Origin of the sequence: Microvirga lotononidis (genome assembly GCF_034627025.1) — a bacterium.
Classification (GTDB): Bacteria; Pseudomonadota; Alphaproteobacteria; order Rhizobiales; family Beijerinckiaceae; genus Microvirga; species Microvirga lotononidis.
Genome location: NZ_CP141048.1, coordinates 1142335 through 1157053, shown reverse-complemented (window position 1 = coordinate 1157053; position 14719 = coordinate 1142335). Strand labels below are relative to the sequence as shown.

General features: G+C 65.7%; 11 protein-coding genes. 6 read left to right on the top strand and 5 right to left on the bottom strand.

Going from position 1 to position 14719, the window contains the following annotated elements:
* Positions 1-61 precede the first annotated feature (61 nt).
* Positions 62-2353: a TRAP transporter permease gene (locus U0023_RS05440; protein ID WP_009763349.1), complete on the top strand. Its 2292-nt coding sequence runs from the start codon at positions 62-64 to the stop codon at positions 2351-2353.
* The gene (locus U0023_RS05435) at positions 2353-2721 is read left to right on the top strand and encodes a DUF1850 domain-containing protein (RefSeq protein WP_009763350.1); all 369 of its coding nucleotides are present in this window, start codon (positions 2353-2355) and stop codon (positions 2719-2721) included. Before U0023_RS05440 ends, U0023_RS05435 begins: the two co-directional genes overlap by 1 nt.
* Here the strand turns inward: U0023_RS05435 and U0023_RS05430 are convergent.
* Positions 2718-2915, bottom strand: a complete 198-nt coding sequence (locus U0023_RS05430) for a hypothetical protein (protein ID WP_040638999.1) — start codon at positions 2913-2915, stop codon at positions 2718-2720. The genes U0023_RS05435 and U0023_RS05430 overlap by 4 nt on opposite strands.
* Before the next feature lie 147 nt (positions 2916-3062).
* Between U0023_RS05430 and U0023_RS05425 the strand changes: the two genes are divergently transcribed.
* The gene (locus U0023_RS05425; protein WP_009763352.1) at positions 3063-4661 is read left to right on the top strand and encodes a gamma-glutamyltransferase family protein; all 1599 of its coding nucleotides are present in this window, start codon (positions 3063-3065) and stop codon (positions 4659-4661) included.
* Between the two features lie 39 nt (positions 4662-4700).
* Positions 4701-5333 (top strand): LysE family translocator, encoded by a 633-nt coding sequence (locus U0023_RS05420; RefSeq protein ID WP_009763353.1) that lies wholly within the window; start codon positions 4701-4703, stop codon positions 5331-5333.
* A 7-nt stretch (positions 5334-5340) separates the two neighbouring features.
* On the opposite strand, the gene U0023_RS05415 is transcribed toward U0023_RS05420, so the two are convergent.
* Complete coding sequence (locus U0023_RS05415; RefSeq protein WP_009763354.1) at positions 5341-6354, bottom strand: nickel/cobalt transporter; 1014 nt, start codon at positions 6352-6354, stop codon at positions 5341-5343.
* Positions 6345-6986: a DUF1007 family protein gene (locus tag U0023_RS05410; RefSeq protein ID WP_009763355.1), complete on the bottom strand. Its 642-nt coding sequence runs from the start codon at positions 6984-6986 to the stop codon at positions 6345-6347. Before U0023_RS05410 ends, U0023_RS05415 begins: the two co-directional genes overlap by 10 nt.
* Positions 6987-7183: 197 nt before the next feature.
* Between U0023_RS05410 and U0023_RS05405 the strand changes: the two genes are divergently transcribed.
* A complete protein-coding gene (locus U0023_RS05405) occupies positions 7184-10684 on the top strand; it encodes an indolepyruvate ferredoxin oxidoreductase family protein (RefSeq protein WP_009763356.1) in 3501 nt (1166 codons plus the stop codon).
* A 124-nt stretch (positions 10685-10808) separates the two neighbouring features.
* On the opposite strand, the gene U0023_RS05400 is transcribed toward U0023_RS05405, so the two are convergent.
* On the bottom strand, positions 10809-12011 hold the full coding sequence (locus tag U0023_RS05400) for an amino acid aminotransferase (protein WP_009763357.1): 1203 nt from the start codon (positions 12009-12011) through the stop codon (positions 10809-10811).
* A gap of 105 nt (positions 12012-12116) precedes the next feature.
* Positions 12117-12824 (bottom strand): uracil-DNA glycosylase, encoded by a 708-nt coding sequence (gene ung / locus U0023_RS05395; RefSeq protein WP_009763358.1) that lies wholly within the window; start codon positions 12822-12824, stop codon positions 12117-12119.
* Between the two features lie 202 nt (positions 12825-13026).
* Between ung and U0023_RS05390 the strand changes: the two genes are divergently transcribed.
* Entirely contained in the window at positions 13027-14535 is a 1509-nt protein-coding gene (locus U0023_RS05390) for a bifunctional metallophosphatase/5'-nucleotidase (RefSeq protein WP_040638683.1), read from the top strand.
* Positions 14536-14719: the final 184 nt, after the last annotated feature.

Genomic DNA, 14719 nt, shown 5'->3' with positions numbered 1-14719 from the left:
GGTGAACTGCTCCGGCCTTTTTCATGAGAACGAAGAACCATCATCGAGGAGACGCCGCGCCATGAGCCAGGGTGTGAACAATTCCGAACTCGCCCAGATGGAAGCGCCGTCCGAAAGCGTGAACCCGGAGCATGGCCTGCCGGAGAGCTTCGGCGACGGGTTGCTGGGGCGGCTCCTCTTCTGGATCGCCGTCTCGTTCTCCACGTTCCAGATCATCACCTCCTTCGGCATCCCTCTCGACCAGCCCTTCATCGCGGGCTTAAGCCTCACGCATCTGTGGGCCGTCGCCATGGTGGCCTGGGCCGCGTGGCTGGCCGGGCTGGCCGTGCGCCGTCGCAGCATCATTGACGGAGCTCTCGGCTGGGCGGCCATTGCCGGCGCGTTCGGGCTTGTCCTCTGGTTCGGCGGCAGCATGCCGAGCCAGGTCGTGCGCACCATCCACGTGGGCTTCCTGTGCCTCGTGGCCGGAGCGATGATCGCCAATCATCGCTCCGGCTCGTCATCGCTGCGCGCCATCGGCTGGATCGTGGGCGTCGCGAGCTTCCTGGTGGGGCTGTACCATTGGGCGCTCTACGAGGAGCTCGTGATTCGCGCGGGCGAGCTCACCACGCTCGATCTCGTCGTCGGCATCGCTTCGCTCGCGATCCTGATCTATCTCGTCTGGCGCGTGATGGGGCCGGCCCTGCCCATCGTGGCCGGCTTGTTCCTGGCTTATTGCCTCTTCGGACATTACCTGCCGGCTCCTCTCGATCACCGCGGCTACTCGCTCGAACAGGTGATCGAGCACATGTCGTTCGGAACGGAAGGCATCTACGGCACGCCGACGCTGGTTTCAGCGACCTACATCTTCCTGTTCATCCTGTTCGGCGCCTTCATGGAGAAGGCCGGCGTCATCGATTTCTTCAACGACATCTCGATGGCGGTCTTCGGCGACAAGCAGGGCGGCCCCGGCAAGGTCTGCGTGGCCTCCTCCGCGCTCATGGGAACGGTCTCGGGCTCGGGGGTGGCCAATGTGGTGGCCTCGGGCCAGTTCACGATCCCGCTCATGAAGCGCTTCGGCTTCACGTCCGCCTTCGCCGGCGGCGTCGAGGCGACGTCTTCCATGGGCGGCCAGATCATGCCGCCGGTCATGGGTGCCGTGGCGTTCATCATGGCCGAGACGATCGACGTGCCGTATTCGAAGATCGTCGAAGCGGCGATCATTCCGGCCGTCCTCTACTTCGCGGCCTGCTATCTCGCGGTGCATCTGGAAGCCGGCAAGCGCAACCTGCGCGGCCTGCCGAAGGCCGAGTTGCCGAATGCCTGGGCCGAGATGAAGTCGAAGTGGTTCCTCATCGCGCCGCTCGGGGTGCTCGTCTATCTCCTCTTCACCGGCTATACGCCGCTCTTCGCCGGAGCCGTGGGCCTGTCGCTGACCGTTGCGCTCATCCTCGGCACTGCGATTGCGGCCGGGCTGGCCGTCCCGGCGCTGCGCATCGTGTTCTGGATCGGGCTGGCGCTGGTGGCGACCTATTCGCTCGCTTCGACCGTGACGCTGGTGGTCCTCGTCGTCGCTGCCCTGTCCCTTTGGAACGCATTTACGGGGCGGGGACGCACGACGCTGCAGGCCTGCGTCGACGCCATGGCGGACGGCGCCCGTCAGGCGCTGCCGGTCGGTCTCGCCTGCGCGGTCGTGGGCATCGTGATCGGCACCATGACGCTGACCGGCCTCGGCACCATCGTCGGCACCTGGATGATCTCCATCGGCAAGGAGAACATCTTCGCCGCCCTCGTGCTCACGATGATCTTCAGTCTGATCCTCGGCATGGGCATCCCGACGATCCCCAACTACATCATCACATCGTCGCTCGCGGCCCCCATCCTGCTGCAGCTCGACGTGCCCCTCATCGTCTCGCACATGTTCGTGTTCTACTTCGGCATCATGGCGGACCTGACGCCCCCAGTGGCGCTGGCGGCTTTCGCCGCCGCCCCCATGGCGAAGGAATCGGGGCTCAAGATCGGCATTCAGGCCGTCCGGATCGCGCTGCCCGGCTTCGTCATCCCCTATATGGCCGTTTACGATCCGACCCTGATGCTGCAGCCGGTTCCAGGCCTCGAAGGGGCTGGCTACTGGCTCGCGGTCGTCTACATCGTCATCAAGGCCTCGCTCGCCATGGTGCTCTGGGGCATGGCATCGGTCGGCTATTTCCTGAAGCCTCTGGCATGGTGGGAACGGCTCTGGGCTGCGGTGGCGGCTGGCTTCCTCGTGGCGGCGATTACGCTCACCGACGAGATCGGTTTCGTGCTCGCGGCGCTCTTCGTCGGGTTCCACGTCTGGCAGTTGCGCCGGGTCGCCACACCGGCTGTCGGTTGATGATCTGCCTGCTCGCCGGCTCCACGGTCGCGCCCCTGATGGCGGGCGCGATCACCCTCGCCTGGACGCATTCGGTCGAAAAGATCGCCTGGGAGGAGGATTGGCGCTCGACGCCGGCGGGGCTCGAACTCGTCGAAGCGCGTGTGCGCGGCTCCGGGGCCGGGATGGAGCCGCCGCCGGAAGCCAGGTTCGCCAAGGGTGTCTGGGCGTGGAAACCAAGCCTGCCGCCGCAGGAACAGGTGGTCATGCGCCGCTCGGGCGCAACGGCCGATTGGCGGATCTGCATTTCGGGCCAATGCCGCCCGATGGAGGCCTATGTGCCGCCCGCAGCCGATCCGGTCGTGATGAAGGCGTGCGAGGAGCCTTAAGCCCGCCCGGTCAGCGGCTCGGCGGCGACGCAGCGGCGCCAGAGATGAACGAGGGCGTAGATGGCGAACAGGCTGAACAGGACCATGAGGGCGTAGCCGACGTGATCTCCGAGCTCGAACAGGCCGGCGATGGCCCAGCCGGCGGCAATCGCAACACCGAAAACTTCCCCGCCGACCAGAATCATGATGCTCATGATGGTGATCACGTTGCGCCAGTTGGTGCTTTTCGCCTGAGCCACTTCTGCCAAACTCCAGTTGTTGTAAGGGGACTACCCTAAACGCCCCCTCGGGTGCAAGTTCTCCCCGAATCTCATTCTGTCGCGCCTCACATTCAAGAGACCATGGCTGAAACTCCCGTCTTCTCGACCGCCGCCGTCGCGGCTCCCCATAGGCTCGCCGCCGAGACCGGCCAGACCGTCCTTGCCGCCGGCGGCAATGCCATTGAGGCCATGGTGGCCATGGCGGCGACCATTGCGGTGGTCTATCCGCACATGAATGGCATCGGCGGCGACGGGTTCTGGCTCGTGCGCGAGCCCAAGGGCCGCATCCATGCCCTCGACGCCTCCGGGCCCGCCGGTTCGCTCGCCACGATCAGGCGCTACCGGGAGAAGGGCTATGACGCCGTCCCGCCGCGCGGAGCGGATTCGGCGCTGACCGTGGCGGGTGCGGTCAGCGGATGGGGGCTGGCCCTGGAGCTTTCCAAAGCGCTCGGCGGGCAGCTGCCGCTCGATCTGCTGCTCGGAGACGCCATTCGCCATGCCCGCGACGGATACCCGGTCTCCCGCTCCGAAGAGCGGTTCGTGACCAGCGAGGAAGCCGCTCTCTATGAGGTTCCCGGTTTTGCCGAGGCCTTCCTGGTCGACGGCAGGAGAGCACCGGAGCGGACGCAGAGGCGGACGCCGCGCCTCGCCGACACCCTGGAGCAGCTCGCCCATGCGGGCCTGGCCGATTTCTACCGCGGCGATGTGGGGCGGGAGATCGCCCTCGATCTGGAACGGATCGGCAGCCCCATCGCACGCCGCGACCTGGAGACCTATCGCGCCCGCGTCGTGGAGCCCCTGTCGGTCCGGCTGCAGAACTCCACCGTCTACAATCTGCCGCCGCCGAGCCAGGGACTGGCCACCCTGCTGATCCTCGGAATGGTTGCGCGCCTCAAGGGTCTCCGGGCCGAGACGCCGGAGCATCATCACGCCCTCATCGAGGCCGCGAAGCGCGCCTTCTCCCTCCGGGATCGGGTGGTCGCCGACCCACGCAACCTCGCTCACGACCCGGCCTCCTTCCTGACGCCCCAGGCGCTGGAAAGGGAGGCTGCCCTCATCGACATGAAGCGGGCCGCCTCCTTTCCGCTGCCACGCCCCATCGACGGGGACACGATCTGGATGGGGGCCATCGACCGCGACGGGCTCGCCGTGTCCTATATCCAGTCCGTGTTCTGGGCTTATGGCTCCGGCTGCCTGCTCCCGGCCACGGGGATCCTCTGGCACAATCGCGGCACGGCCTTCTCGCTCGATCCTGCGAGCAGCAACCGGCTGGAGCCCGGCCACCGGCCGCTCCATTCCCTCAATCCGGCCATGGCCGTGTTCGACGATGGGCGGGTGCTGTCCTTCGGGGCGATGGGTGGCGAGACCCAACCTCAGTTCCTCGGCCAGATCTTTTCGCGCTACGCAGAGGCCGGCATGGGACTGGCAGACGCCGTGGAGGCGCCGCGCTGGCTGCTCGATGCACGGCCTCGCGAGCGCGAGGCGGTGCTGAAGGTGGAGAGCCATTTCGACCCCGGCCTGATCCGCGGCCTCTCGCGGCTCGGTCATCGCATCGAGGAGATGGACGAGGCCTATTCCGGACGCTTCGGCCATGCGGGCATGCTGGTGAAGCACCCGCGCAACGGGCGCGTCGAAGCGGTGCACGATCCACGCTCCGATGGCGGATCCCTGGGACTTTAGGTCGGACATTCGATACAGGGTCAGTGAAGGAGCTTATCCATGCCAGAATCCACAAGCCTCGTCGCCTTTGCCCTGGTTGCGCTCGGAATGGTGCTGACGCCTGGACCGAACATGATCTACCTCGTGTCCCGATCCATCTCCCAGGGACGCGCGGCCGGCTTCATCTCCCTCGCGGGCGTAGCTGTCGGCTTCGTGGTCTACATGCTGTGTGCGGCCTTCGGCATCACGGCGCTCGTGCTGGCCGTGCCCTATGCGTATGATGCGCTGCGCTTCGGCGGCGCAGCCTACCTTCTTTACCTGGCATGGCAGGCGGTCAGGCCCGGCGGACGCTCGCCCTTTCAGGTCAAGGGTCTTCCCAAGGACAGCCCGCGCAGGCTGTTCATGATGGGGCTTCTGACGAACCTGCTCAATCCGAAGATCGCCGTGATGTACCTGTCGCTCCTGCCTCAGTTCATCAGTCCCGAACAGGGCAGCGTGCTGATGCAATCCGTTGTTCTCGGCTTTACCCAGATCGTCATCAGCGTCAGCGTGAATTCCGTCATCACCGTTATGGCCGGATCGATTGCCGTGTTCCTGGCGACCCGCCCCCGCTGGATGGTGACGCAGCGCTGGCTTATGGGCACCGTGCTGGGCGGCCTCGCGGTGAGGATGGCGTTCGAAGCAAGGCGATAGCCGATCCCTACCCCGCCCACAGCCCATAGAGAAGGCTCGCGCCCAGGACCAGCACGAAGGCGGCGGCCAGGAGCTCGAGGCCCGCGATGGCCACGGCCCCCGAGGCTCCCCGCCCTCCGGCGACCCGCAGGGCCATGGCCTTGAAGAAGACCGCGAGCGCCGCGATGGCTCCGGTGGTCAGCGCCGTGCCGAGCGCCATGGCGAAGGTCGCCGCGACGCCGGCCGCGAAGAGCCCCTGCGACAGGGCGAAGACCAGGACGATGAGGGCGCCCGCGCAGGGACGGATGCCGGCGGCGATCGCTACCCCGGCCATGTCGCGCCAGCGGGTCAGGCGGCCGAGTTCCTGCGGAGGCGGCATGTGGACGTGGTCGCAATCCTCCTGCACGGCGGCATAGGGATTGCGGGCGAGCGCCATGACGCCCAGCACCTTGCCGGCCTTGCGCCAGGTGATGACGGCGCCGAGCAGGGCCACGGCGACGAAGCTCGCCACCTCGATATTCATGGCAAGCTTGTTCATGGTGGAGGCCGTTGCCCGCAGCGCGAGGTTCACGATCGACACGATGCCGATGGCGACCAGCGCCTGCACGAGGGCGGCCGCGAGGCTCAGGGTGAAACCCTTCCGCAGGGCCTTGTCGTCGGCCACGAGATAGGCCGAGATCACCCCCTTGCCATGTCCTGGTCCGGCCGCATGGAAGACCCCGTAGGCGAAGCCGACGAGCAGGAGGGAGGAGAGGGCGGAGCCGTTCTCCTTCATGGCGCGCACCCCCGCCTGGAGGCTTCCGTAGAAGCCGGATTGCACGGACAGGATCCAGGCTCCGATGCTGCCCGACGGCGTCGCCTCCCGCAGGCCCATGCCGAAGGGGTTGCGCGGCGGCGGCTTGCCGACAGGTCCGAGCCACAGTCCGATCAGCCCCATGCCTAAGGCGATGATTGCGACGGCCGCGAGCATCAGGCCGAGCCGTCGCCCGAGCGGCGCGCGAGCGGCGCTTGGAAGCATAGGAGTGTCTGACGTCAGGGACATGCGATGATGGCCCTGTTGGAATATTCGATGCCGATATCCTGAGGCTGGATGGCCCCCTCGTTCTGCAGGATCTGCTGCATGCTGGCATCGAGCGGCCTGGCCTTGGCGATACTCGTCACGCAGCCTTGAGGCGCATTGGCGAGCGAGATGGCGGCCTGACCCTCGGAGAGGCTGAAATAGACGAAGAAGGTCGGGTCCTCGATCTCGATCGACACGGCTCCCGAGGGGAGCGCGGGGGCCTTGAGCGGCAGGAAGAACGACATGGCGACCTGGTTCTTCTCCATGCTCATCCGGGCCTCGCGCGGCGGGTCGAAACTCTGCGGCTTGCCGCGGGCCTTGAGCACGGTGAAATAGTCGAATTCGTTCAGGGAGGCGGCATTCTCGTCCGCGAGTTCCTGGAGCTCCTCCGGCGTCAGCTTGCCGTCGCTGTCCTTGTCGAGCCCCTGCGTGACGTAGGCCGTATAGGCCTCGTCGAAGGTCCAGTGGTGGCGCACGCCCGTCACCTTGCCGTCGGGGGCGAATACGACCTCCGCCTTGGCCGTTACCCACACATGGGGGTGCGCCAGAGCTGGGGAAGCCAAGCTCAGGCTCAAGGCCGCCAGGGCCGATATCAGTCCGAGATGGCGTGTCATGCGTCGACCCTGGAACAATGACGTCCGGCTTAAGGCCGGGATCCTGGAAGCGGTATGAGGGTTTCATGGTTAACAGAGGCGAAACGAAGGCGCTCGATTGACGGCCTTTGGAAGATATGTCAGCATTACTGACATATTCACAAAAGAAGACCGGAACACCGGCAGCGGAGCAAGACGCTCCAGGAGGATAACGGGTAATGGCCGACGGTCATGGTGCGCTCCGCAGCGTAACGCTCGACGACAAATACGATCTTTCCAAGGATCACGTTTTCATTACCGGCACGCAGGCGGTCGTACGCATGCTGCTCATGCAGCGCGAGCGGGACAGGCTGGCGGGCCTCAGCACGGCTGGGTTCGTCTCCGGCTATCGCGGCTCGCCCATCGGCGGTCTCGACCAGAATCTCTGGCGCGCCCGGAAGTGGCTGGACGCCTCCAACATCGTCTTCCAGCCCGGCCTCAACGAGGAGCTCGCGGCCACGGCCGTCTGGGGCTCGCAACAGGCGGAGATCCGGGGCGACGGCAAGTATGACGGCGTCTTCGGCCTCTGGTACGGCAAGGGCCCCGGTGTCGACCGCTCCGGCGACGTGTTCCGCCATGCCAATATGGCGGGATCTTCGACGCATGGCGGCGTGCTCGCCCTGATGGGCGACGACCACACGGCGGAGTCCTCCACCGTCGCACACCAGTCCGAGTTCCATTTCGTCGACGTGATGATCCCGATCCTGAACCCGGCGGGCGTTCAGGAAATTCTCGATTACGGCCTCTACGGCTATGCCATGAGCCGTTTCTGCGGCACCTGGGTCGCGTTCAAATGCGTGAAGGACAACATCGAATCGACCGCCTCCGTCGATGCTTCGCTCGACCGGGTGAAGATCGTCATCCCGGATGATTTCACCCTGCCGCCGGGCGGCCTCAACATCCGCAACCGCGACGGCGTGCTCGACCAGGAGGCGCGGCTTCAGGATTTCAAGCGCGACGCCATGCTGGCCTTCGTGCGCGCCAACAACCTCAACCGCATCGTCCTGTCCGGCGGCCGCAACCCGAAGATCGGCATCATCACGGTCGGCAAGTCATATCTCGACGTGCGCCAGGCCCTCGACGAACTCGGCCTCGACGAGGTGAAGGCGAACGACATGGGCCTTCGCCTCTACAAGGTCGCCTGTCCCTGGCCGCTCTCGCAAACCGAACTCGTGGATTTCGCGCGCGGGCTCGACAAGGTCATCGTGGTCGAGGAGAAGCGCTCCCTCATCGAGGTGCAGCTGCGCGAGGAGCTTTACGGCACCGCCAACCAGCCCCTCTGCATCGGCAAGAAGGATGAGGAAGGCCGCTGGCTCTTCCCCGTGAAGGGCGCGCTCGATCCCAACGACATCGCCGTCGTCATCGGCGAGCGGCTGCTCGCCTATCACAACAACGACGATCTGCGCGGTCGCGTGGCGCGTCTTCGCCATGCGCAGGAGGTGCTGACGACGACCGGCGACGTGGCCACCCGCGTGCCGCATTTCTGCTCAGGCTGCCCGCACAATTCCTCCACGAAGGTGCCCGACGGCATGCGAGCCTATGCGGGCATCGGCTGCCACTACATGGTGCAGTGGATGGACCGCTCCACCGAGGGCTTCACCCAGATGGGCGGCGAAGGCGCGAACTGGATCGGCGAGGCGCCGTTCTCCAAGCGCGGCCACGTGTTCCAAAACCTCGGGGACGGCACCTACAACCATTCCGGCGTTCTGGCCCTGCGCTGGGCGATCCACACCAAGACCAACGTCACCTACAAGATCCTCTTCAACGACGCGGTCGCCATGACGGGCGGGCAGAAGCACGAGGGCGGGCTCACCGTCGACATGATTGCCCGTCAGGTGCGCGAGGAAGGCGTGGAGCGCATCGCGCTCGTCACCGACGAGCCGCACAAATACCCGAAGGAGATCCGCTGGCCGACCGGAATGACGATCCATCACCGCAGCGAGCTCGACGCGGTCCAGCGGCAATTGGCGGAAGCGCCCGGCGTGACGGTGATGATCTACGATCAGACCTGCGCGTCCGAGAAACGCCGCCGCCGCAAGCGCGGCGAGTTCCCTGATCCTGACAAGCGCGTGATCATCAACGATCTCGTCTGCGAGGCCTGCGGCGATTGCTCGGTTCAGTCGAACTGCGTCGCCGTGCAGCCGGTCGAGACCGAATTCGGCCGCAAGCGCCAGATCGACCAGTCGAACTGCAACAAGGATTTCTCCTGCGTCCAGGGCTTCTGCCCGTCCTTCGTGACGGTGCATGGCGCCAAGGTCAGGAAGGCCGCTCCCGAGACGGTGTCGACGGATGGCAAAGCGTTCAAGCCGCTGCCCGATCCGGCGATCCCGCCGATCGACCGCACGTTCAACGTGATCGTCACGGGCGTCGGCGGCACGGGCGTCGTGACCATCGGGGCGATCCTCGGCATGGCGGCCCATCTCGAAGGCAAGGGCCTGGGCATGATCGACATGGCGGGCCTCGCCCAGAAGGGCGGCGCGGTCTACAGCCATGTGCGGCTCGCCAACAACCAGGACGACATCCACGCCATCCGCGTGAGCGCCGAATCGGCTCATCTCGTGCTCGGCTGCGATCTCGTGGTCACGGGCACCAAGAAGGTGCTGGCCTCCGTGAAGGAGGGGCAGACCGCGCTCGTGGTGAACACGGCGGAGGTCATGCCGGGCGAGTTCACCCGCAATGCCGACTTCTCGCTTCCGACCGAGCGCCTCAAGCGCGCGATCCGGTCGACGGCGGGAGCGGACGGCGTGTCCTTCGTCGACGCGACGGCGATTGCGACGGCGCTTCTCGGCAATGCCATCGCGGCGAACATGTTCATGCTGGGCTATGCCTATCAGGCTGGCCGCGTTCCGCTCTCGGGGGCTGCCATCGAGAAGGCGATCGAGCTCAACGGCGAGGCGGTGAAGATGAACCTTGCCGCCTTCAGCTGGGGCCGCCGCGCGGCGGCCGAGCCCGAGCTGATCGCCGCCATGATGAGCGAGCTGAAGGCGCCGACGGAATCGCGCAAGCTGTCCGAGACCTTGGACGAAGTGATCGAGCGGCGTGTGACGTTCCTTTCCGGCTACCAGAGCAGGCGCTACGGCCGCCGTTACCGCAACCTTGTCGAGCGTGTCCGCTCAGCGGAAGACAAGGCCGTGCCCGGCTCGACCGCGCTCACCGATGCCGTGGCGCGTTCGCTGTTCAAGCTCATGGCCTACAAGGACGAGTACGAGGTGGCGCGTCTCTACACGAACGGCAATTTCGAGAAGCAGGTCGCGTCGGCCTTCGAGGGCGACAACCTGCGCTACGAATTCCACCTCGCCCCGCCGTTGCTCGCCAGGAAGGATCCGGTGACGGGTCTTCCGAAGAAGATGAGCTTCGGGCCGTGGATGATGAAGGCCTTCCGGGTTCTTGCAGGCCTGAAATCCCTGCGCGGGACGCCGCTCGACGTCTTCGGTTATACGGACGAGCGCCGCACCGAGCGCCAGCTGATCCGCGAATTCGAGGGCGTGATCGAGGAAATCGTCGCGAAGCTGAATGCCGGCAATCATGCCGTGGCTCTGGGTCTTGCCGCCGTTCCGCAGAAGATCCGCGGCTTCGGTCACATCAAGGAACGGAATCTGAAAGCCGCGAAGGCGGAGGAGGCCGATCTCCTGACGAAGTTCCGCGCCGGGCCGCAGCCGCTGGCGGCCGCGGCGGAGTAAAGGTTGAACCTGTCCGTGTCATGGCCGGGCCTGTCCCGGCCATCCCGATCATGTAAAGCGCTGCGCTTCTTCCAATCGAGATCACCGGCACGAGGCCGGTGATGACATGGTATAGAACGCTCGTTTAACCCCGCGCCTGCGCCTCGACGAAGCTCTTCGCCACCTTGGGCACGTTCGCCTCGTTCAGCCCCGCCACGCACATGCGGCCCGATCCCACGAGATACACGCCGTCGCGCTCGCGCATGGTATCGACCTGCTGGGCGCTCAAGCCCGTATAGCTGAACATGCCGCGCTGGTTGAGCAGGAAGCTCACGTCGATCTCGTTCGACAGGGCGCGGATATGCTCGGCGAGCAGCTTGCGCATCGAATCCATGCGGGTGCGCATGGTCTCGACCTCGCCGGCCCATTGGGCACGCAGCTCGTCGCTGCCGAGCACGGTCGCCACCAGAAGGCCGCCCGTCATCGGCGGGCTCGAATAGCTGCGGCGCACGGCGAGCTTCAACTGGCCGAGCACGCGCTCGGCTTCGTCCGCGTCGCGGCAGACCACGCTCAGACCGCCGCAGCGCTCGCCGTAGAGAGAGAAATTCTTCGAGAAGGAATTGGCCACGAGGCAGCTCGCGCGCCGGGCATAGCGGCGCACGAAGGCGGCATCCTCGTCGAGGCTGGTGCCGAAGCCCTGATAGGCCATGTCGAACACCACGATGTGACGCTTGGCGATGAGCACGTCGGTGACGGCCTCCTGCTGGCGCTCGTCGAGATCGACGCCGGTCGGGTTGTGGCAGACCGGCTGCAGCACCACGATGGAGCCGTTCTCGGCCGCCTCAAACGCCTTGACCATGCCGTCGAAATCGACCGAGCGGTTGGCGCGATCCCAATAGGGATAGGTTGTCGTCGTGAAGCCAGCGCGCTGGAACAGGCCGTGGTGGTTTTCCCAGGTCGGGTCGCTGACCAGCACCGTGCGGCCGGGAGCGTGCTTCGCGAGGAAGTCGGCCGCGATGCCCACCGCGCCCGTGCCGCCGAGGGTCTGGATCGTGGCGATGCGCTTCTCGGCCCGGGCCGGGTGGCCGTCGCCGAAGACGAGCTTCTGAACACCCTCGCGATAGCCCGCATGACCTTCCATGGGCAGATAGGGCCGCTCGGCGAAGCCGGTCCGCTCATAGGCCGTCTTGACGGCTCTCAGCACCGGGATGCGGCCCTTCTCGTCGGTGTAGACGCCAATGCTGAGATTGACCTTCTCGGTACGGGGATCGGCCTTGAAGGCGTCGTTGAGGGAGAGGATCGGGTCGCCCGCAAAGGCCTCGACCTGTCCGAAGAGGGATTCCGTCATGCTGATCTCCAAGTCCGTCGCTGCTGCGTCGGCCGCGACCACGTTCTTCGCTGCGGCGAGACCTAGACCCAGAAGAGGTTTCTCGGCAAGGACCTTTACGGAATGTCAGGGCTCCAGCCGCCAGTCCACCCGCTCCAGCCCCTTCTCGGCGAGCCAGGCATTGGCGCGGCTGAAGGGGCGGGTTCCCCGGAAATCGTTGAGGCGGTTGAGCGGGGAAGGATGGCCGGCCTCGATCACGAGATGCTTCGTCCGGTCCACGAGCGCCGCCCGCTTGCGGGCCGGAGCCCCCCAGAGCAGGAAGACCGCGGCCGGCTGCCGCTCGGAGACGGCCGCAATTGCTTGATCGACCAGGGCCGACCAGCCGAATTTCATATGCGCTCCCGATTGTCCGGCTTCCACGGTCAGCGCGGTGTTGATGAGCAGCACGCCCTGTTTTGCCCATTTCGACAGGTCGCCCGATTTCGGCATCGGCACACCCAGATCCTCGGCCATCTCGGTCAGGATCGTGCGCAGAGAGGCCGGAAGCCGGCGGGAGCCGCGATAGGAGAAGGCAAGGCCGTGAGAATCGCCCGGCGTCGGGTAGGGATCCTGGCCGAGGATGACCACCTTGACCCTGTCGAGAGGCGTCAGCGCGATGCTGGTGAACACGGCCTCCGGGGGCGGCAGCACCTGGGCGCCCGAGGCGATGACAGCGTCGACCTTGGCGGCCACCGTCTCGGCACTTCCGTCCTGGAAGAAGGGAAGCTCCAGCCAGCCGGCCGCCTGGGGCTTGGCGCGAAAATCGGCAAGGGCTTGGCTGATGGGTCCAGTCATGAAGGGATCATGCCTTTCGGTAAGGTAAGGGCTCCGTTGCGGCGCCGGCTCAATGGAGCTGCAGCCATCGCTGAAGAAGGCATCAGGCGTGCCGCGGATCTGGGCGTTACGCCCGTCGACAGGATGTTACTTCTGTGACACGTTCCCGGTCTAGGTTCCATGCCTTCAGGCGTGGTTCCAACCTTCTATGGGGATCTTTATCATGTTTCAGAGTCGGCCTTCCGCTGCGCTTCGCGCCGGGTTTCTCGGATTGTCCATGCTTCTGTCGGGCACGGCCCTGGCGCAGGAGGCCGTGACCATCCGCTTCGTCCAGACCAACGACATCGACCGCATGAGCGCCGAAAAGGGCCGCGGCGGCTTCGCCAGGCTCGCGACGGTGATCAAGGAAGAGAAGGCCAAGGGCAACGCCTTCTTCGTCCATGCCGGCGACACTCTCTCGCCCTCGCTCCTGTCGGGCTTCGACAAGGGCGCTCACATCATCGACATCCTCAACCGCATGGGCGTCGATGCCATGACGCCCGGCAACCATGAATTTGATCTCGGTCCCGACGCCTTCCGCGCCCGCATGGCGGAGGCCAAGTTCGACGTGCTCGCCACCAACATCCTCGACGGCAACGGCCTGCCGGCCAACACCAAGCCCGACAAGATGGTCGAGGTGCAGGGTGTGAAGATCGGCTTCTTCGGCCTCACCACCGAGGAGACGCCGATCGCGTCGAGCCCGGGCAACATCAAGTTCTCGTCCACCATCGACACGGCGCGTGCCAAGGCGAAGGAGCTGCGCGAGAAGGGCGCGGACATCGTCGTCGCCGTCGCTCACACGCCTCTCGAAGTGGACATGATCGTCGCCCGCTCGGCGGGGGTCGATCTGATCATCAGCGGCCATGACGAGCACCTGCTCGCCTTCTACGACGGCAAGGTCGCCCTCACCGAGTCGGAATCGCAGGGGAATTACATCATCGTGACGGAACTGTCCGTGACGAAGGCCAACAAGGACGGCAAGACCTCCGTCACCTGGACGCCGAATTTCCGCATCGTCGACAGCGCCACCGTCAAGCCCGATCCCGAGATCGAGGCCGTGGTGAAGGGGTACGAGGACAAGCTTTCCAAGGAACTCGACGTGGAGGTCGGCGTGACGGAAACGCCGCTCGACAGCCGCCGCGCCACGGTGCGCGGGGGCGAGGCCGCCATGGGCAACCTCGTGGCCGATGCATTGAAGGCGTCGGTCGGAGCCGATGTCGCCATCACCAATGGCGGCGGCCTGCGCGCGGACAAGCAGTACGAGGCCGGCCAGAAGCTGACCCGCCGCAACATCCTGGCCGAAATGCCCTTCGGCAACACCACCGTGCTCCTCGAAGTCACGGGCGCCCAGATCAAGTCTGCGCTCGAGAACGGCGTGAGCCAGGTGCGCGAACTCGGCGGCCGCTTCCCGCAGGTCTCCGGCATCGTGGCGGAAGTGGACGTGAAGGAGCCCGTCGGCAGCCGCGTGAAGTCGGTCAAGATCAATGGCGAGCCGCTCGACCCGGCCAAGACCTACAAGCTGGCCACGAACGACTTCATGGCCCGCGGCGGCGACGGCTATCGCGTCTTCACGGAGGCCAAGTCGCTCGTCGACGTGGCGGCCAGCCAGCTCATGGCGAGCCAGGTGATCGATTACGTGGCCAAGGCCGGAAAGGTCGCGCCGAAGGTCGAAGGCCGCATCGTCCTGCGCTGATCCGATCGGAGGCCTTTCGCCCTGTTCGCGCCGGGGTTCGCAGGAACTCCGGCGTTTTCATGAAATGATATTGCGGACGTGACGTTCGGGCGCATTTTCATAGGCCTGCGGCACGATAGTTCGTTCATCCCTGGTCAATGGGACGGCGAACCTTAAATTCCCTCTCCATCAAAGGCATTTGCTG

Coding starts and splice junctions, on each gene's coding strand:
- U0023_RS05400 (WP_009763357.1), bottom strand. CDS start 12,011: ATGACGGAATCCCTCTTCGGACAGGTCGAGGCCTTTGCGGGCGACCCG.
- U0023_RS05415 (WP_009763354.1), bottom strand. CDS start 6,354: ATGTCCCTGACGTCAGACACTCCTATGCTTCCAAGCGCCGCTCGCGCG.
- U0023_RS05420 (WP_009763353.1), top strand. CDS start 4,701: ATGCCAGAATCCACAAGCCTCGTCGCCTTTGCCCTGGTTGCGCTCGGA.
- U0023_RS05425 (WP_009763352.1), top strand. CDS start 3,063: ATGGCTGAAACTCCCGTCTTCTCGACCGCCGCCGTCGCGGCTCCCCAT.
- U0023_RS05435 (WP_009763350.1), top strand. CDS start 2,353: ATGATCTGCCTGCTCGCCGGCTCCACGGTCGCGCCCCTGATGGCGGGC.
- U0023_RS05410 (WP_009763355.1), bottom strand. CDS start 6,986: ATGACACGCCATCTCGGACTGATATCGGCCCTGGCGGCCTTGAGCCTG.
- ung (WP_009763358.1), bottom strand. CDS start 12,824: ATGACTGGACCCATCAGCCAAGCCCTTGCCGATTTTCGCGCCAAGCCC.
- U0023_RS05390 (WP_040638683.1), top strand. CDS start 13,027: ATGTTTCAGAGTCGGCCTTCCGCTGCGCTTCGCGCCGGGTTTCTCGGA.
- U0023_RS05430 (WP_040638999.1), bottom strand. CDS start 2,915: ATGAGCATCATGATTCTGGTCGGCGGGGAAGTTTTCGGTGTTGCGATT.
- U0023_RS05405 (WP_009763356.1), top strand. CDS start 7,184: ATGGCCGACGGTCATGGTGCGCTCCGCAGCGTAACGCTCGACGACAAA.
- U0023_RS05440 (WP_009763349.1), top strand. CDS start 62: ATGAGCCAGGGTGTGAACAATTCCGAACTCGCCCAGATGGAAGCGCCG.